Below are 18,010 nucleotides of genomic sequence, written 5' to 3'. Positions count from 1 at the left end.
CGCAGGCGAGCAGGCGGACGGCCAGGGCCCGCAGGAGCCGGAAGGCGGCCCGCTCGCCGCCCGAGAGCCACGCGCCGCAGACCAGCGCGGCCAGCACGTGGGCGGACCACATGCCGGGCCCGCTCCCGTGCCCGCCGTGCCCGGCCATGGCCAGGGGCGGGCCGCCCGCGGCCGTGTGCGCGAGGTGGGCGTGCCCGCACACCGTCACCGGCGGCATGCCGTGCGCGGACGGCACGGCGGGCGCGGACATCCCGCCGGACGGCGGCAGGCCGCCGGCGTGCGCGGCGTGGACGGCGTGCGCGGCGTGGGCCGCGGCGCGCTGGGCGTGGCCGAAGGCGGCGTGCAGGGCGGTCTGCGCGCCCACGGTCGCGGCGGTGACCAGCAGCGGACCACGCTCCCGGCCGGCCAGGCACCACGCGGCGGCGCCGGTGGCCGCCCACGCGGCGGTGACGGTCCGCCAGGGGACGCCCGCGCCGGACATCACCGCGTGGCCCAGCGCGGCGAGCAGCACGCAGACCGCTGCGAACACCGCGGCCCGCAGCGCCCGCAGCGCGCGCCCCGCCTCCATGAGCCCTCATGGTCGCACCCGGGGGCCACGCGAAGCCTGCCGGGGGCGCGTTGACGGTGTGTGAGGGGCGCACGGGTGTGGCTGCGCGCTACAACTGGCAGGGAGCGGACATCAGGGCTTGTTCCGGGCGATACAGGGGCATCAAACCGGCGGAGAGCGTGCGTACGGCTGGTCCGCCGGCGTGCCCGAGGAGGAGGACCGAACATGGGCGCAGAGCAGTGTCCCGGCTGCGGCGGCGGTCTGCTCGTATCGAACCAGGACGGGTGGAAGATCTGCCACTCGTGCGGCTACCCCTCGCCGCCCGGCGCGGCGCAGCGGCCGGTGTGCGCCGCGCGCGCGGCGGACGCCGCCCGCCCGACGGCCGGTGCGGCGTGACGGGGCAGGACCTGACCTGGTGCGCCCGGGCCCGGACCGCCCCGGCGGCGGTCGGCCGTCCGGCGCGGCCGGTCCGCACCGGACCCGGCCGGACGCGGCCCGACCTCACCTGGGCCGACGTCACCTGAGCCGACCTCACCTGGGTCGGCCTCACTCGGGGCCGACCTGACCTGGCCTCAGCCGACGCGGCCTCGGATACCCGCGGCCGGCCGGAGACTCAGCTGGCGTCCGCCAGGGCGAGGGTGTGCAGCAGTTCGGGCGGGCCCGGCCGGGCGTAGTACCAGCCCTGGGCCGTGTCGCAGCCCAGCTCGCGCAGGTACTCGGCCTGGGTGCCGGTCTCCACGCCCTCGACCGTCACGGTCAGGTCCAGGGTGTGCGCGAGCGAGACGATGCCTTCGACGATCTTGACGTCGACCGGGTCGGCGGGGTCGCGCTGCATGCCGCGCGTGAAGGACCGGTCGAGCTTGAGCGTGCTGACCGGGAGCCTGCGCAGGTACGACAGGTTCGAGTAGCCGGTGCCGAAGTCGTCCAGCGCGATCTCCATGCCGAGGTCGGCGAGCTGGCGCAGCGGCCGCAGGGCGTCCTCGTCGGCGCCGATCAGCGCGTTCTCGGTGACCTCCAGGCACAGCGCGCTGGCGCACAGCCCGGCCTCCTCCAGCACGGCGACCGTGTCCCGCACCAGCGCGGGGTGGCTGAGCTGGCAGGGCGAGAGGTTGACGTTGACGCGCAGGTCGTGGGAGTCGCCCTCGGCGGCGTCCGCCCAGTGGCGGGCCTGCCGGGCGGCCTCCTGGAGGACCCAGCGGCCCAGCGGCACGATCAGGCCGGTGGACTCGGCCAGCGGGATGAACTGGTCGGGGCCGAGGACGCCGTGCACCGGGTGCAGCCAGCGCACCAGCGCCTCGGCGCCGCGCACCCGGCCGTCGGCGAGCCGCACCAGCGGCTGGTACTCGATGAAGAACTCGCCGTTGTCCAGCGCGGCGGGCAGCCCGTTGGTGAGGCTGTGGCGGACGATGGCGCGGGCGATGGAGTCGTCGTCGGCGAGTTCGTAGCGGTTGCCGCCCGCCGACTTGGCCCGGTACATGGAGATGTCGGCGCTGCGCAGCACCTCGGCCTGGCCCAGCTCCCCGGCCCGCCCCTCGACGACGCCGATGCTGGCGCGCACCAGCAGCTCGCGGCCGTCGACGCGCACCGGCTCGGCCAGCGCGGCCAGCATCCGGCGGGCCAGGGCCACCCCGCCGGCGGCCCGCGCCGCGGGTCCGGTGACCAGGCCGACGAACTCGTCGCCGCCGACCCGCGCCAGCAGCTCGTCCGGGCTGCGCAGGCACGCCTGCAGGCGCTCGGCGACGGCGGCGAGCACCTGCTCGCCGACGGTGTGCCCGTAGCCGTCGTTGACGGCGCGGAAGCCGTCGAGGTCCAGATAGCACACGCCGAAGTGCTCGGCGCCGGAGTCGGCGGCCAGCGCCTGGTCCAGCCGTTCGGTGAACAGGGCGCGGTTGGGCAGGCCGGTGAGCGGGTCGTGGGTGGCCTCGTAGCGCAGCCGCTCGCGCAGCAGCCGCCGCTCGGTGACGTCCTGGGTGACGGCCAGCTGGTACTGCGGGGTGCCGGCCGCGTCCCGCAGCAGGCTGACCGTCAGGTCGGTCCACACCACGCTGCCGTCGGGGCGGTACAGGGGCTGCTCCACGCGGAAGTGGTCGCGGCGGCCGGTGACCAGCTCCTGGTACAGCTCGGACAGCTCGGGCGGGCCGTGCGCGCTCAGGCACTCGGCGACGTTGCGGCACTCGTCGAAGTGGGCCGCGCCGCCCAGGATCCGCTCCATGGCCTCGTTGGCGACGACGACCTCGCCGTCGAGCCGGGCGATCCCGACGCCGATGACCGTGCCCTCGAACACCGCGCGGAACCTGGCCTCGCTGGAGTGCAGCGCCTGCTCCGCCTCGCGCCGGGCGTCGAGCGCGGCCCGGGAGGCGGCCGCCTGCTCGGCGCGGGCGCGCTCCCGCAGCTCGCGTACGAATCCGGCCGCGAGCGCGTGCTGGAGCCGGGCGCAGCGGGCCCGGATCTCCTCCTCGGGCATCGGCGGTTCGGGCGCGCAGTAGGGCGCCAGGTGGGTGTCGACCACGCCGAGGACCGGCACCAGGGCCTCGGGCTCGGCGCAGTGCGCGTCCACCAGCGCGGCGCCGACCGCGTCGGCGGCCTGGGCGTCGAAGGGTTCGGACAGCAGGGCGCCGCACAGCAGGCCGGCCAGCGGCAGCAGCCGCGCCTCCAGTTCGGCGAGGGCCAGGGGCGGCTGCACGCTGGGGTGGATCGCCCGGGCCCAGATCGCCGCGAAGCGCCGCAATCGGTGGTCCCCGGCCCGCGTGGCGCCCTGCTGGTCTCTCGGCCCGACCTTTCCCGAACTCATATCGCGTGCCTCACCCCTGCCCGGCCGCCGCGGGCCGTCGCGTTCTCGCCTGCGCCGTCGGCGCCGTCCGGCCGCCCGTACACGTCCTGCACTTCCTCCGCCCTCTTCCGGCTTCTTCCAGCGCCGCCCTGGGGGTCGTCCGCGTCCTCGGGGAAGTGGAGCACGGGGACGAGCGGCACGGCAACCCGCGTCCGTACCGAGATTGTTGATCCTTGTTCGGATCTAAGAGGCCACCGGACCGGGCCGACGGGCGGTGCCGCGGCCCGCGTCGGCCGGGCGCCGCCCGCTGCCCGGCTGCGTGCGGGGCCGCCCGGGGGCGCCGGCCCGGCCGGGTCAGCGCACGCCGACGGACGCGAGCGCGTGCTTCTGAGCCACGCTGAGTTTGGCCGGAAAGTAGAGGTAGCACACGCCGCCGGTGCCGGAGACGACCGCGCCCTGCGCGTTGCGGCGCTTGGTGCGCAGCCAGATGTTCTCCCACTGGCGGCGCTTGTAGACGCGCCGGACGGCGGCGTTGTCGGGCGACGCCGGGTCGTTGGCGATGACATCGCCGTCCGCCGTGAAGCCGATCACCGTCATCAGATGGCCTGAGGTGCCGTAGCCCGCGCCGTCCAGCTCCTCCTTCAGGAAGGACTGAGAGGTGATCAGCGGAATGCCCGCGGCGACCAGGCGCTCGGCGTCACGCAGCGAGCCGAGCCGGGTCACCACGCCCTGCAGGCCGTGGTACGTGGCGGCGTAGGCGGCGTTGAACGGCCAGTTGCCGCAGCCCTTGTACTGGTAGTCGTAGGTCTGGCGGGCGGCGTGGCACACCTGCGGGTCGGCGTAGCCGGGGTCGACCCAGGCCAGGTCCTCGGCGCTGGGCCGGCGGCCCCAGTACTCGATGACCATCTGCGAGGAGGCGGGGCTGCACCAGGCCTCGCCGCCGCCGTCGTACTGCGGGTACTGGCCGTCGTGGATGTCCTGCGAGTAGCGCGGTACGAGCAGTTCGCGGCCCGCGCCCGCGCCCGGCGCGCTGGCGGGCACCTCGAAGCGGTCCGGGATGTCGGAGCCCATGGCGCCCACGCGCCACACGGTGGGCGTGGCCGTGCCGCCCCGCCGGCGGTACAGGGTCAGCCGCAGCCGGTAGGAGACCATCCGCAGGCCGGTCGCGGGCGCGTCGACGGCGACGGTGTCGGTGGAGACGGCGGTCTTCCCGTCGCCCTGGCCGTCGACGGAGGTGCGCCGGACGGCGGCGCCGCTGTCGTCGGACGTCCAGCGGCCCAGCACGTACCAGGGCGAGTCGGTGCCGTCGGTGTAGGCGGCGCGCAGCTCGACCTGGATCCAGGTGCCGGGCGGGGTACGGGCGCTCCAGGAGGCGATGGCCTCGGTGGCGGGCACCCGCAGGGTGTGCTCCGGGGAGGTCCAGGTCCCGTAATCCCAGGAGGCGGTGGTGCCGGTGTGCGGGTCGGTGTAGTCGACCGCGCCGACCGGGCGCGCCAGGCGCACGCCGGGCCGCGGGCCGCCCTCGGCGCGGACGCCCGCGCCGGCGCCGCGGTGCCAGTCGGCGTACGTGCTCCAGCCGTGGTAGTCCACGGGGCTCCCGGGAGGCTTTCGGGGCGGACGGGTGGCGGCTCCGGCGGGAGCGGCGGTCGCGGCGACGGCCGCGCCGAGGGCGGCCGCGAGCAGGGTGCGGCGGGGCGGGCGGACGGATCTGGTCATGGCGGTGTCCCCCAGTCGTGGTCGGCGGTCGGGGCGGCGCGGCGGTCGGTACGTGGCTGCGGCAGGTGCCTAACTATGGCTGGTGGCCGGGGCCGCAGGCCAGTGATTCCCGCCGCGGCTCGCCGTCAATATTGGCGTGGACCACTGGCGGAGGCCGGGCGGCGCGCGGGGCGCACGCCGGGCGGGACGCCGGGGCCGTAAGCCGGGGGGACGGCCACCGCCCGCTCCCTGGGCGCCGCCGCCCCGCCGCCGGGAGCGGCACGAGGCTCGGCGGGACGGCCTTCGCCGGGCACCCGTCGGCGGCGCTCGGCGGCGCCCGGTGCCCTACCCTGGCGACCCGGCCTCGCACGGCGGGCCGACGCCGACGGGCTGATACCGCAGCGGCCGGTGGGGTATGCGGTGCTCGTGGGGCGGGCGCGGTCGCCGGGTCGGACGGGAGGGTTCACGGTCCGTGACGGACGACCCGGCGACGACCCCAGCACGGAGCCGAGCATTCCGCCCGGGGCGTGACAAGCGTCCTAAGGCGGCTTGACCCGGGGCCATACAGGATTTACGTTCTCAATGTGTGACTCGTACGAGTCGCCCGACAGCGCGGAGCCCCCGGTTGTTCCCCCGTGACCGGGGGCTCCGTCCTGCCCCGCCCCCCGGCCGCCCATCCGGCATGCGCGCGTCTGCCCCCGTTCAGTGGCTTATGCACCCCTTACGTTCGGTCACCACGGCGTCGGCTCCGCGCGCCCCCCGTGCGCCCTGCACGCACCCGCCCCGAGCCCCCGGGTCCCGTACGAACAGCAGTGCGGCACCCTCGGTTCATGCCGCCTGCGCAGGTACGATCGACAAGGGGCGGCACGCCCCAGCGGCTAGCTTCATGGGGCAGGGTTTGTTGGGGGACGTGATGGATTTCGGCACCCAGGGCTCGCACGCCCCGGCCGACCTCGCCTGGCTGCGCGCCGTCGACGCCTACACCGTGGGGGCGTACGCGCAGGCCGAGGACGAGTTCCGGGCCGCGGTGCGGCACGATCCTGGCATGGCCGACGCGTGGCTGGGCCTGCACGCGCTGCGCGCCGACACCGCCACCGCGCTGCTGCGGATGTACCGGCACCGCGACCGCTTCGGCGAGCAGCGCGCCCGGCACCGACGCACCCTCAACTCCTGGTACTGGCTCGGCTGGTGGGTGCAGCCGGTGCTGGAGACCGGCCGCGACCTGCTGCTCGCCCACGCCTCGCACTGGCTCGACAGCCGCCACGTCCCCGAGCTGGACCGGGCGCTGGCCGCCTGCCCGCCGGTGGAGGCCGACCCGCAGGCGCGGTTCCTGCACGCCTGCCGCGCCTACCTGGTCAAGGACTGGGACCAGCTGGTCCGGCACACCGAGCCGCTGCTGGAGGACGCCTTACTGGGCATCGAGGCGGGCCTGTTCGCCGGCATGGCCCGGGTCCGCCTGGAGATGTACGGGCAGGCCGAGCCGCTGCTGGCCGCCGCCCTGATGCGCTGCCGCAGTGAGCAGCCGCAGCGCAAGGAGCTGCGCTACTGGCTGGCGCGCGCCCACGAGGGCACCGGCCGCACCGCCGCCGCGCTGCCGCTGTACCGGGCCGTGCACCGCATCGACCCGACGTTCATGGACACCGCCGCGCGGCTGGCGGCGATCGCGGAGGGGGACGGGCTCGACGAGCCCGCCGACCTGGCCGCGGTGTCGCTGGCCGGATTCGGCGCCCAGGACGCCGTGGACGCCCGGGACGGCGCCGCCGCCGACCCCGATCCGCTGCCCGCGGCCGACCCGGACCCGGCGCGCGACCCGCGCGGCCCCGGCGCCGACCCGGCCGTGCCGCTGGGCATGGCGCCCGTGATGGGCGCCGACGGGCCGCGCGAGCGGACCACCGTGCCCGTGCAGCCGGGCCCCTCCGACCCGGCGCTGCTGGAGAGCGCGCTGAAGGAGCTGGAGCGCATGGTCGGCCTGGAGCCGGTCAAGCGCCAGGTGCGGGCGCTGTCGGCGCAGCTGCACATGGCCCGGCTGCGGGCCGGCCAGGGCCTGCCCGTGCAGCCGCCGAAGCGGCACTTCGTCTTCTCCGGCCCGTCCGGGACGGGCAAGACCACGGTCGCGCGCATCCTCGGCCGCGTGTTCTACGCGCTGGGACTGCTCGGCGGCGACCACCTGGTGGAGGCCGGCCGCGCCGACCTGGTCGGCGAGTACCTGGGCCAGACCGCGGTGAAGGCCAACGAGCTGATCGACTCGGCGCTGGGCGGGGTGCTGTTCGTGGACGAGGCGTACAGCCTGTCCAACTCCGGCTACACCAAGGGCGACGCGTACGGCGACGAGGCCCTTCAGGTGCTGCTCAAGCGCGCCGAGGACAACCGGGACCGGCTCGTGGTCATCCTCGCGGGCTACCCGGAGGGCATGGACCGGCTGCTGGCCGCCAACCCCGGCCTCAGCTCGCGGTTCACGACGCGCGTCGACTTCCCCAGCTACCGGCCGCTGGAGCTGACCCGGATAGGCGAGGTGCTGGCCGGGGAGAACGGCGACGTGTGGGACGAGGAGGCCGTCGACGAGCTGCGCAGCATCAGCGGGCACGTGGTCGCCCAGGGCTGGGTGGACGAGCTGGGCAACGGCCGCTTCCTGCGCACGCTGTACGAGAAGAGCTGCGCCTACCGCGACCTCAGGCTGTCCACCTGGACCGGCACGCCGTCCCGGGAGGACCTGGCCACGCTGCGGCTGCCGGACCTGATGCAGGCCTACGGCGAGGTCCTGTCGGGCCGCGGCCCGATGGACCGCGACCCGAAGGACCCGCCGCTGCCGTAGGACCCCGGCCGGCGGGGGCGTCAGGTGACGGAGACGGGCACCGACTCCGCCGCGCCCTCGGCGGGCGGCGACGGCGGCCCGGAGCGCTGCCGGGACCGCACGGCCGTGCGGTGGGAGGGGTCGCGCACCTCGCCCACCAGCTTCTCCAGCACGTCCTCCAGGGCCACCAGGCCCAGCACCCGGCCCGAGGCGTCGGCCACGGCCGCCAGGTGCGCGGCCGCGCGGCGCATGGCGGTCAGCGCGTCGTCCAGGGGCAGCTCGGCGCGCAGCGTGCCGATCGGCCGCCACACGTGCCGGGGCACCGGCCGCTCCCGCTCCTCCAGGTCCAGGACGTCCTTGACGTGCAGGTAGCCCAGGAAGGCGCCGCCGGGCTCGCGCACCGGGAACCGCGAGTAGCCGGTGCGCACGGTCAGCTCCTCGATGCGGCGGGGGGTGACCTCCGGGCCGACGGTGACCAGCCCGGCCGGGTCCAGCAGCACGTCCGTGACCGGCCGGCTGCCCAGCTCCAGGGCGTCGGCCAGCCGCTCGTGCTCGCCGGGGTCGAGCAGCCCGGCCTGCCGGGAGTCCTCCACCAGGTGGGTCAGCTGCTCGCTGGTGAACACGGCCTCGACCTCGTCCTTGGGCTCGACGCGGAACAGCCGCAGCACCACCCGCGCGCACGCGCCGAGCAGCGCGGTGACCGGGCGGCACAGCCCCGCGAAGGCCACCAGGCCGGGCGCCAGCCACAGCGCGGTCCTCTCCGGCGCGGCCATGGCCAGGTTCTTGGGCACCATCTCGCCGATGACCAGGTGCAGGCACACCACGACGGCGAGCGCGATGGCGTAGCCGAGGGGGTGCACCAGCTGCTCGGGCAGGTGCACGGCGTGGAAGCCCGGTTCCAGCAGGTGGGCGACGGTCGGCTCGGCCACCGCGCCCAGCGTCAGCGAGCAGACGGTGATGCCGAACTGCGCGGCCGCCATCATCTGCGGCAGGTTCTCCAGGCCGGTCAGCACGGTACGGGCGCGGGCCGAGCCCTCGGCCGCGCGCGGCTCGATCTGGCTGCGGCGCACGGACACCAGCGCGAACTCGGCGCCGACGAAGAAGCCGTTGGCCAGCACCAGCAGGGCGGCGAACAGGAGTTGGACGGCGGTCATCGCCCGTCCTCGGCAGCCGGGGCGGCCTGCGCGGCGCGGACGATCCGCACCCGCTCGGCACGGTGGTGGCCCACCTGCCGGACGGTCAGCTTCCAGCCCGGCAGGCGCACGGTGTCGCCGGGGGCGGGGATGCGGGCCAGGCGGTCGGCGACCAGCCCGGCGACCGTCTCGTACGGGCCGTCCGGGACCTGGAGCCCGATGGCGCGCAGCGCGTCGACCCGGCAGCCGCCGTCCGCGTCCCAGGCGGGGCGGCCGTCGTCGTCGGCGGCGGCCGGAAGGAGGTCGGGGGTGTCGGCGGCCTCGTCGTCGTGCTCGTCGCGGACCTCGCCGACCAGCTCCTCGACGATGTCCTCCAGCGTGACGACGCCCGCCGTGCCGCCGTACTCGTCCACGACGACGGCTATGGGCTGCTCGCTGCGCAGCCGCTCCAGCAGCCGCTCCACCGGCAGCGTCTCCGGCACCAGCAGCGGCGGCTGGGCGATGCCCCCGGCGGGGGTGCGCAGCCGCTCGGCGGCGGGCACCGCGAGGGCGTCCTTCAGGTGCACCATGCCGATCACCTCGTCCAGCCGGTCGCGGTACACCGGGAAGCGGGACAGGCCGGTGGCGCGGGTCAGGTTCAGGACGTCCTCGGCGGTGGCCGTGGACTGCAGGGCGCTGACCCGCACCCGGGGGGTCATCACCTGCTGCGCCGTCAGCCCGCCCAGCGACAGGGTGCGCACGAACAGGTCGGCGGTGTCCTGCTCGATCGCCCCGGCCCGCGCCGAGTGCCGGGCCAGCGAGACCAGTTCGCCGGGGGTGCGGGCCGAGGCCAGCTCCTCGGCCGGCTCCACGCCCAGGGCCCGTACGAGGCGGTTGGCGACCGCGTTGAGCAGGGCGATGACGGGGCGGAAGAAGCGGGAGAAGGCGGCCTGCGGCCCGGCGACGAACCGCGCCACGTGCAGCGGCCGGGAGACCGCCCAGTTCTTGGGCACGAGTTCGCCGACGACCATCTGGACGGCGGAGGCCACCAGCATGCCGACGACGACGGCCAGCCCGGAGACGGCTCCGGAGGGCAGGCCGGTGGCGGTCAGCGGGCCGCGCAGCAGGGCGGCGAGCGCGGGCTCGGCCAGCATGCCGACCACCAGGGAGGTGATGGTGATGCCGAGCTGGGTGCCGGAGAGCTGGAAGGACAGCTCCCGCAGCGCCGCCACGACGCCGCGGGCGCGGCGGTCGCCCGCGGCGGCGGCCCGCTCGGCGTCCGGCCGCTCGACGGTGACCAGGCCGAACTCGGCGGCCACGAAGAAGCCGTTGGCCAGGATCAGAAGGCAGGCTGCCGCGAGCGGCAGAAGGGTCACGGTGACGCTCATGCCGCCGCCTCCGCGTGCAGCGCGGGAGGGGCGGCGGGGGTACTACAGGACGGTCCGTCCATCGCCGGAGGGAGTCACTCCTCGGGTCGCAGGGGGCCCGGCAGCGGGGGCGGCGGGCAGGGGCGCGGGAGCGGCCCTGAGCACCAGGGTAATCAAGGAACCCCGGGTGACGGCAGGGCCGTCAGCGCGGCCGCGACCCGCTGCCGTACTCATCGGCGAGCGCGCGCAGGGTTCGCGCGTCGCCGATCGCGCGGGCCCTGGCGATGCCGGGCTGGATGCCCATGGCCGGCAGGGTGGTGCCGTCGGACAGGTCCAGGTACACCCACGGGTCGCCCGGCCGCAGGTTGACGCGCAGCACCTCGGCCCAGGCCAGCCGCCGCCGGGTGGTGAGGTTGACCACGGTCAGGCCCTGCCGGTCGGCGACCACCCTGGGGCGGGCCAGCAGCGCCAGGACGCCCAGGAAGACCAGGCCGGTCAGCGCGAAGGTGGCCTTCTCCCCGGGGCCGAGCTGCGGCAGCGCCAGGCCGGCCCCGGTGACGGCCGCGGCGGCCAGCACGCCGACGGTCAGCAGGACGGCCCGGGTGCGGGCGGGCCGGAAGGTGACCGGGAGGCGGGGCAGGTCCGCGCGCGCGGCCGGCTCCGGTGCGGCGCCGCTCACAGCCGGCAGGCGTGGATGCCGGTGGTGAGGATGGCCCGCGCGCCCAGCTCGTACAGCTCGTCCATGATCCGCTGGGCGTCCCTGGTGGGCACCATCGAGCGGACGGCCACCCAGCCCTCGCGGTGCAGCGGGGAGACGGTGGGCGACTGGAGGCCCGGGGTGAGGGCGACGGCGCGCTCGACGTGCTCGCCGCGGATGTCGTAGTCCATCATCACGTACCGCCGGGCGACCAGCACGCCCTGCATGCGGCGCAGGAACTGCTGCACCTTGGGGTCGCCGGCGCTCTCCCCGGTGCGGCGCACCACGATCGCCTCGGACTGCAGTATCGGCTCGCCGATGACCTCCAGGCCCGCGTTGCGCAGCGTGGTGCCGGTCTCCACCACGTCCGCGATGACCTCGGCCACGCCCAGCTCGATGGCGGTCTCCACGGCGCCGTCCAGGTGCACCACGGCGGCGTCCACGCCGTGGTCGGCGAGGTGCTTGGTGACCAGGCCGGGGAAGGACGTGGCGACCGTCATACCGCCCAGGTCCGCCACGCCGCGGGCCGTGCCGGGCCGGGTCGCGTAGTGGAAGGTGGAGGCGGCGAAGCCGAGCTGCATGATCTCCTCGGCCTGGGAGCCGGAGTCCAGCAGCAGGTCGCGGCCGGTGATGCCGAGGTCCAGGCGGCCGGAGCCGACGTAGACGGCGATGTCGCGCGGGCGCAGGAAGAAGAACTCCACCCCGTTCTCCGAGTCGACCAGCACCAGCTCCCTGCGGTCCTTGCGCTGCCGGTAGCCCGCCTCATGGAGCATCTCCGCCGCAGGCTCGGACAGTGAACCCTTGTTGGGGACGGCGATGCGCAGCATGGGGCTTCCTTCGTGCGATGCGGTGCGGTGCTGACGGGCGGATGCTCCGGGGCGGAGCGGTGGCGGGGCTTGGGGACGTACGGCGGGGCCGCGGTTCACAGGTGGGCGTAGACGTCCTCCAGGGTGATGCCGCGGGCGACCATCATCACCTGAAGGTGGTACAGCAGCTGGGAGATCTCCTCGGCGGTGCGGTCGGCGCCCTCGTACTCGGCGGCCATCCACACCTCGGCGGCCTCCTCGACGACCTTCTTCCCGATCGCGTGCACCCCCTTGCCCACCAGTTCGGCGGTGCGGGAGGTCGCGGGGTCGCCGGCGGCCGCCTTGCGGCTCAGCTCGGCGAACAGCTCCTCGAACGTCTTGGAGCCCTCCCGGCGCGCGGGAGCGGTGGATGTGTTGTCGGCCATGGTGGTCCTAGCCTACGCGGTCCCCCGCCGCGTCCTCCCCCGCCCGCCGGACCCGCCCGCCGGACCCGGCCGACCACCGCGCAGCCCGGTGGCGGCGCGTACGGCGGGCGCGGCGGGACGCGGGCGGCGGCCTCAGCGCGCCGCGGCGGGCGCGGAGCGCAGCGCGACGGCGGTGGCCACGGCCGCGGTGACCGCCTCGTAGCCCTTGTCCTCGCGGGAGCCGGCCAGACCGGCCCGGTCCACGGCCTGCTCCTCGGTGTCGCAGGTCAGCACGCCGAAGCCGACGGGCACGCCGGTGTCCAGGCCGACCTGCGTGAGCCCCTGGGTGACGCCCTGGCAGACGTAGTCGAAGTGGGGCGTGCCGCCGCGGATGACGACGCCGAGGGCGACGACCGCGTCGTAGCCGCGGGCCGCCAGCACCTTCGCGGCGACCGGCAGCTCGAAGCTGCCCGGCACGCGCAGCACGGGGGGCTCGGGGAGCTTGAGGTCCCGGGCGGCCCGCAGGGCGCCGTCCACCAGCCCGTCCATCACCTTCTGGTGCCACTGCGCGGCCACCACGGCCACGCGCAGGTCGCCGCTGTCCGCCACGGACAGCTCGGGCGCTCCCTTGCCGCTCACGTACGTCACTCCTTGTCGCTGTTCTCTGGTGGGTCCGGCGCCGGTCCGGCCCGGCCCGCGCGGCCGGTACGGCTCGGCAGGCCGCCCGGCGGCCCGGGCCGCTAGTGGTTGCCGCAGGCGGACACCGGCTCGGCGAGCTCGGTGTCCAGCCACGGCAGGTCGTGGCCCATCCGGTCCCGCTTGGTGCGCAGGTAGCGCAGGTTGTGCTCGCCGACCTGCGCGGGCACCGGCTCGCGCCCCACGACGCGCAGCCCGTGCCGCATCAGGGCGGCGGTCTTCTCGGGGTTGTTGGTCATCAGGCGCACCGAGCGCACGCCCAGGTCGGCGAGGATCTGGGCGCCCGCGGCGTAGTCGCGCGCGTCGGCGGGCAGGCCGAGCTCCAGGTTGGCGTCCAGGGTGTCCCGGCCCCGCTCCTGCAACTCGTACGCGCGCAGCTTGGACAGCAGGCCGATGCCCCGCCCCTCGTGGCCGCGCAGGTAGAGCACCACGCCGCGGCCCTCGGCGGTGACCCGCTCCATGGCGGCGTGCAGCTGCGGCCCGCAGTCGCAGCGCAGCGAGTGCAGGACGTCGCCGGTCAGGCACTCGGAGTGGACGCGCACCAGCACGTTCTCCCCGTCGCCGAGGTCGCCCCGCACGAGCGCCAGGTGCTCGCCCCCGTCGGCGGTCGACCGGTAGCCGTACGCGCGGAACTCGCCGTGCGCGGTGGGCAGCCGGGTCGCCGCCTCGCGCCGCACGGTGGGCTCGGCGGCCCTGCGGTAGGCGATCAGGTCCTCGATGGAGATGATCGCCAGGCCGTGCCGGCGGGCGAAGGCGACCAGCTCGGGCAGCCGCAGCATCGTTCCGTCGGGGCCGGCGATCTCCACGATCGCGGCGGCCGGCCGCAGCCCGGCGAGCCGGGCCAGGTCCACGCCGGCCTCGGTGTGGCCGGGGCGGGTCAGCACCCCGCCGGGGCGGGCGCGCAGCGGGAAGACGTGGCCCGGGCGCGCGAAGTCGCCGGGCACGGAGCGGGCGTCGGCCAGCAGCCGCAGGGTGGTGGACCGGTCGGAGGCGGAGATGCCGGTCGTCACGCCGTAGGTGGCGGTGGCGTCGACGGAGACGGTGAAGGCCGTGCTCATGGACTCGGAGTTGTCCTCGACCATCTGCGGCAGGCGCAGCCGGTCCAGGTCGTCGCTCTCCATGGGCGCGCAGATCAGCCCGCGGCACTCGCTCATCATGAAGGCGACGATCTCCGGGGTGGCCTTCTCCGCGGCCACCACCAGGTCGCCCTCGTTCTCCCGGCTCTCGTCGTCCACGACGACGACCGGGCGGCCCGCGGCGATATCGTCGATGGCCCGCTCGACGGGGTCGAGGGCCAGCTCGTCGGGCCACACGTCGGCGTCCGTGAGGCCCGCGACGCTGTCCAGCGCGGTCACCACCCGGTGCCCGGCGTCCGCCTCCGTCCGGGGCCGCAGGGGTACGGCCCGGGCCGGGCGGGTGGTGGGCTGGTGGGCGGCCCGGCGCGGACCGCCGGTCTGGTCGGCGGAGATCATGCGGCGTCCTTGGGGTCGGTGGCGGAGGAGGCTGCCGCGGGGGGCTCCGCGGCGGGGGCGGCGGCCGGTGCGGTGCGTGCGGCGGCGGCCGGTGCGGCGGGCCGCAGCATGCGCTCGACGTACTTGGCCAGGACGTCCACTTCGAGGTTGACCGGGTCGCCGGGCCGCAGCGCGCCGAGGGTGGTGAGGGCGAGGGTGGTCGGGATGAGGCTGACGGTGAAGAAGTCGTCGCCCACGCCGACGACGGTGAGGCTGACGCCGTCGACGGTGATGGAGCCCTTCTCCGCCACGTAGCGGCTCAGCTCCAGCGGCAGGGAGACGGTGACGACCTCCCAGTGCTCGGAGGGCTCGCGGGACAGGATCGTGCCGGTGCCGTCGACGTGGCCCTGCACGATGTGCCCGCCGAGCCGCCCGCCGGCGGGCACCGCCCGCTCCAGGTTGACCCGGGCGCCGGGGCGCAGCGTCCCCAGGCCGGAGCGCTTGAGGGTCTCGGCCATGACGTCCGCGGTGAACTCGTCCCCGGCCGCCTCCACGACCGTCAGGCACACGCCGTTGACGGCTATCGAGTCGCCGTGCCGGGCGTCGGCGGTGACCAGCGGGCCGCGCAGCCGGAACCGACAGGCGTCGCCGAGGTCTTCCACGGCCGCGACCTCACCCAGCTCTTCGACGATTCCGGTGAACACTTCAGCTCTCCTCCGTGGCGGTGGGAGTGGCGGTGGGAACGGCGGTCAGCCGCAGGTCGGGGCCGAGCCGCGCGGTGTCGGTCACCCGCAGCCGCAGGCCCTGCGCGAGGGTGGCGACCCCGGCCGGCCCGAGGGCGGCGGGGCCGTCGCCGAGCAGGACGGGGGCGAGGTAGCCGACGACCCGGTCGACCAGGCCGGCGGCGAGGAACGCCCCGGCGAGCGTGGGCCCGCCCTCCAGCAGCACCGAGCGCACGCCGCGCTCGTACAGGGCGGCGAGCAGGGCGGCGAGGTCCAGGCCGCGGCCGCCGGCGGCGCGCGGCAGCCGCAGCACCGCGGCGCGTCCGGCGAGGTGGCCGGCCGCGCCGGCGTCCCGGGCGACCGCGACCAGGGTGGGCGCGGCGCCGTCCAGGACGCGGGCGCCGGGCTTGACGGCGGTGGCGGCGGTGTCCACCACGACGCGCAGCGGCTGGGCCGCGCCGGGCACGTCCCGTACGGCGAGGTGGGGATCGTCCGCGCGGGCGGTGCCGGAGCCGACGACGACGGCGTCGGCCTCGGCGCGCAGCCGGTGCACGTCGGCGCGGGCGGCGGGCGAGGTGATCCAGCGGCTGGTGCCGTCGGCGGCGGCGCTGCGGCCGTCCAGCGTGGCCGCGTACTTCCACAGCACGAACGGGCGGCGGCGGCGCACGGACGTCAGCCAGGCCGCGTTGCCCGCCGCGGCCTCGTCGGCGAGCAGGCCGCCCGCCACCTCGACGCCGGCCGCGGCGAGGACGGCCGCGCCGCCCGCGGCGGCCGGCGTCGGATCGGCGACGGCGTAGACGACGCGGGCGACGCCGGCGTCGAGGAGGGCCTGGGCGCAGGGGCCCGTGCGGCCGGTGTGGGCGCAGGGTTCGAGGGTGACGACGGCGGTGCCGCCGCGCGCCCGGGGGCCCGCCGCGCGCAGCGCGTGGACCTCGGCGTGCGGGCCGCCCGCCCGCTGGTGCCAGCCCTCGCCGGCCGTCTCGCCCGCGGCGTCCAGGACGACGCAGCCCACGACCGGGTTGGGGCTGGTGTGGCCGAGGCCGCGCGCGGCGAGCGCGACGGCGCGGCGCATCGCCTGGGCTTCGGCTGCGGTGGCCACCGGGTCCTCCTGCCACTGGGGCGCGGACTCCGGGGCTGGCTGGGACACCTGAGCGGGAACGCCACTGCCGGGAGCGCCGGGGACCGTACGGACCAGGCCACCCCGCGGGGAGGCCGCCGACGGCGGCGCACCGGTGTGCCACCCGCCGCGCACTGCCTCCCATCCGGACTTTCACCGTCGGTCCAGGAATTCCACCTGGTCAACCGGCCGCTGGCGGCGGACGGGTCGCGGACTATAACCGCCGGTTCGGATTTTCACCGACCCCGGAGTGCGCTGACGTCACTGGTACGGGCCCAGTGTGCCACGGCGGACGGGGCCCGGAGGGCGCCCCGCCCCTGTGTCCTCGCTCACCCGCGGGGCGGCCGGGCCGGTCCGTACGGGCTCGTACGGACCCGGTGCGCGCGGCGGCGGGCGGGGTGCCGGTGGCCGGGCCGTTCCTGGATAGTGGCCGGAAGCGGGCGTGCGCGCCNCCGGTGGCCGGGCCGTTCCTGGATAGTGGCCGGAAGCGGGCGTGCGCGCCGAGCCGCGCGGGAGGAGCCGCGCGGGAGGAGCCGCGCGGGAGGAGCCGCGCGGGAGGAGCCGCGCGGGAGGGGACGGAGGCACGGGCATGGACGGCGGCGGACAGCCGGGGAGGGGCCGGGCGCGGCCGGCGGTCGCCGCGGTGTTCGCCGTGCACGGCGCGGTCACCGGCGGCTTCGCCGCGCGGGTGCCGTGGGTGCAGGACCACGCGGGGCTCGGCGCCGGGCAGCTCGGCCTGGCGCTCGCCTTCCCGGCGGTCGGCGCGGCGGCCGCGATGCCGCTGGCCGGGCGGATCAGCCACCGCTTCGGCGCCCGCCGCGCGCTGCGCGGCCTGCTCGTCCTGTGGTGCGCGGCGGGGGCGCTGCCCGCGCTGAGCCCGGGTCTGGCCGTGCTGTGCGGCGCGCTGTTCGTCTACGGCGCCACGGCGGGCATGGCCGACGTGGCGATGAACGCCCTGGGCGTGGAGACCGAGGAGCGCCTGGGCCGCTCGGTGATGTCCGGGCTGCACGGCATGTGGAGCGCGGGCGCGCTGCTCGGGGCGGGGGTGGGCACGGCGGCGGCGCACGCGGGCACGGACGCCCGCTGGCACCTGGCCGGCGCGGCGGCCGTGCTGGCGGTGCTCGGCGCGGCGGCCTGCCGGTGGGTCCTGGACCCGCCGGCCGCCGGCGGCGAGCCGCCGCCGCACTTCGCCCTGCCGCCGCGCTCGGCGCTGCTGATCGGCGCGGTGGGCTTCTGCGCGGTGTTCGCCGAGGGGGCGAGCCTGGACTGGTCGGCGGTCTACCTGCGGGAGGCGCTGGGGGCCTCGCCGGGCCTGGCCGCCGGGTGCGCGGCGGCCTTCTCCTGCGCGATGGCCGCGGCCCGGTTCGCGGGGGACGCGGTGGTGGGCCGGTTCGGCCCGGTGGCGACGGTGCGGGCGGGCGGGGTGTCGGCGACGGCGGGCGGCCTGCTGGTGGTCACGGCGCCGGGCCCGGCCCAGGCCGTCGCCGGGTTCGGCCTGCTGGGACTCGGGGTGGCCGTCGTGGTGCCGCTGGCCTTCGCCGCGGCCGGGCGGCGCGGGCCGGCCCCGGCCCAGTCGATCGCGGGGGTGGCCACCGTCACGTACACCTCGGGCCTGGTGGCGCCGGCCGCGATCGGCTCGATCGCCGACGCCACGTCGCTGACCGCGTCCTTCGGCCTGGTCACCGCGCTGTGCCTGGGACTGGTCGCGGGCGCGGGCGTGCTGCGCGGGCCGGACGGCGCGGCCCGGGGCGGCGGCCGGGAGGCGGCCGGGGCGGCAGCCCGGGAGGCGGAGCGCTCCTGACCGGCGGCCGCCGCCGACCGGCCCGGCCGCCGCC

Annotated in this window: 15 protein-coding genes and 1 riboswitch; of the genes, 3 read left to right on the top strand and 12 right to left on the bottom strand. The window is 76.7% G+C overall.

What is annotated here, in order from left to right; translation table 11 throughout:
• Nucleotides 1–568, bottom strand: a 568-nt coding sequence (locus tag RKE29_RS17830) for a PE-PGRS family protein (protein WP_312006415.1), incomplete at its 3' end; no start/stop codon positions are given.
• Between the two features lie 204 nt (nucleotides 569–772).
• Here RKE29_RS17830 and RKE29_RS17825 point away from each other — a divergent pair.
• Nucleotides 773–943 carry a hypothetical protein gene (locus tag RKE29_RS17825; RefSeq protein WP_312006414.1) on the top strand — a complete coding sequence of 57 codons (171 nt, stop codon included), beginning with the start codon at nucleotides 773–775 and terminating at the stop codon, nucleotides 941–943.
• A gap of 217 nt (nucleotides 944–1,160) precedes the next feature.
• Here the strand turns inward: RKE29_RS17825 and RKE29_RS17820 are convergent, their stop codons facing one another.
• Together RKE29_RS17820 and RKE29_RS17815 are read right to left on the bottom strand one after the other, a co-directional pair.
• Entirely contained in the window at nucleotides 1,161–3,338 is a 2,178-nt protein-coding gene (locus RKE29_RS17820) for an EAL domain-containing protein (RefSeq protein WP_312006413.1), read from the bottom strand.
• Nucleotides 3,339–3,671: 333 nt separating this feature from the next.
• On the bottom strand, nucleotides 3,672–5,033 hold the full coding sequence (locus RKE29_RS17815) for a peptidase C39 family protein (protein ID WP_312006412.1): 1,362 nt from the start codon (nucleotides 5,031–5,033) through the stop codon (nucleotides 3,672–3,674).
• 892 nt (nucleotides 5,034–5,925) lie between these two features.
• On the opposite strand from RKE29_RS17815, the gene RKE29_RS17810 reads away from it, so the two are divergent.
• On the top strand, nucleotides 5,926–7,824 hold the full coding sequence (locus RKE29_RS17810; protein ID WP_312006411.1) for an AAA family ATPase: 1,899 nt from the start codon (nucleotides 5,926–5,928) through the stop codon (nucleotides 7,822–7,824).
• A 20-nt stretch (nucleotides 7,825–7,844) separates the two neighbouring features.
• On the opposite strand, the gene RKE29_RS17805 is transcribed toward RKE29_RS17810, so the two are convergent.
• From RKE29_RS17805 to ribD, 9 genes are all read right to left on the bottom strand, one after another.
• Nucleotides 7,845–8,957: a hemolysin family protein gene (locus RKE29_RS17805; RefSeq protein WP_312006410.1), complete on the bottom strand. Its 1,113-nt coding sequence runs from the start codon at nucleotides 8,955–8,957 to the stop codon at nucleotides 7,845–7,847.
• The gene (locus RKE29_RS17800; protein ID WP_312006409.1) at nucleotides 8,954–10,303 is read right to left on the bottom strand and encodes a hemolysin family protein; all 1,350 of its coding nucleotides are present in this window, start codon (nucleotides 10,301–10,303) and stop codon (nucleotides 8,954–8,956) included. The genes RKE29_RS17805 and RKE29_RS17800 overlap by 4 nt, the downstream gene beginning before the upstream one ends.
• A 181-nt stretch (nucleotides 10,304–10,484) precedes the next feature.
• On the bottom strand, nucleotides 10,485–10,961 hold the full coding sequence (locus tag RKE29_RS17795; RefSeq protein ID WP_312006408.1) for a PH domain-containing protein: 477 nt from the start codon (nucleotides 10,959–10,961) through the stop codon (nucleotides 10,485–10,487).
• Nucleotides 10,958–11,806: an ATP phosphoribosyltransferase gene (gene hisG, locus RKE29_RS17790; RefSeq protein ID WP_312006407.1), complete on the bottom strand. Its 849-nt coding sequence runs from the start codon at nucleotides 11,804–11,806 to the stop codon at nucleotides 10,958–10,960. Before hisG ends, RKE29_RS17795 begins: the two co-directional genes overlap by 4 nt.
• Before the next feature lie 95 nt (nucleotides 11,807–11,901).
• Nucleotides 11,902–12,210 carry a phosphoribosyl-ATP diphosphatase gene (locus RKE29_RS17785; protein WP_312006406.1) on the bottom strand — a complete coding sequence of 103 codons (309 nt, stop codon included), beginning with the start codon at nucleotides 12,208–12,210 and terminating at the stop codon, nucleotides 11,902–11,904.
• Nucleotides 12,211–12,342: 132 nt separating this feature from the next.
• Complete coding sequence (gene ribH / locus RKE29_RS17780; protein WP_312006405.1) at nucleotides 12,343–12,828, bottom strand: 6,7-dimethyl-8-ribityllumazine synthase; 486 nt, start codon at nucleotides 12,826–12,828, stop codon at nucleotides 12,343–12,345.
• 101 nt (nucleotides 12,829–12,929) lie between these two features.
• Nucleotides 12,930–14,357, bottom strand: a complete 1,428-nt coding sequence (locus RKE29_RS17775) for a bifunctional 3,4-dihydroxy-2-butanone-4-phosphate synthase/GTP cyclohydrolase II (RefSeq protein WP_312006404.1) — start codon at nucleotides 14,355–14,357, stop codon at nucleotides 12,930–12,932.
• The gene (locus RKE29_RS17770) at nucleotides 14,354–15,040 is read right to left on the bottom strand and encodes a riboflavin synthase (protein ID WP_312006403.1); all 687 of its coding nucleotides are present in this window, start codon (nucleotides 15,038–15,040) and stop codon (nucleotides 14,354–14,356) included. Before RKE29_RS17770 ends, RKE29_RS17775 begins: the two co-directional genes overlap by 4 nt.
• A gap of 1 nt (nucleotide 15,041) precedes the next feature.
• On the bottom strand, nucleotides 15,042–16,157 hold the full coding sequence (gene ribD, locus RKE29_RS17765; RefSeq protein ID WP_312006402.1) for a bifunctional diaminohydroxyphosphoribosylaminopyrimidine deaminase/5-amino-6-(5-phosphoribosylamino)uracil reductase RibD: 1,116 nt from the start codon (nucleotides 16,155–16,157) through the stop codon (nucleotides 15,042–15,044).
• Between the two features lie 145 nt (nucleotides 16,158–16,302).
• Nucleotides 16,303–16,433, bottom strand: a riboswitch (FMN riboswitch).
• A gap of 331 nt (nucleotides 16,434–16,764) precedes the next feature.
• Here ribD and RKE29_RS17760 point away from each other — a divergent pair.
• Complete coding sequence (locus RKE29_RS17760; protein ID WP_312006401.1) at nucleotides 16,765–17,976, top strand: MFS transporter; 1,212 nt, start codon at nucleotides 16,765–16,767, stop codon at nucleotides 17,974–17,976.
• Nucleotides 17,977–18,010 lie beyond the last annotated feature (34 nt).

Origin of the sequence: Streptomyces sp. B1866, assembly GCF_031932565.1 — a bacterium.
Lineage (GTDB): Bacteria > Actinomycetota > Actinomycetes > Streptomycetales > Streptomycetaceae > Streptomyces.
Note: the sequence above shows the minus strand (reverse complement) of the source record. Positions and strands in the feature narration are given on the sequence as shown.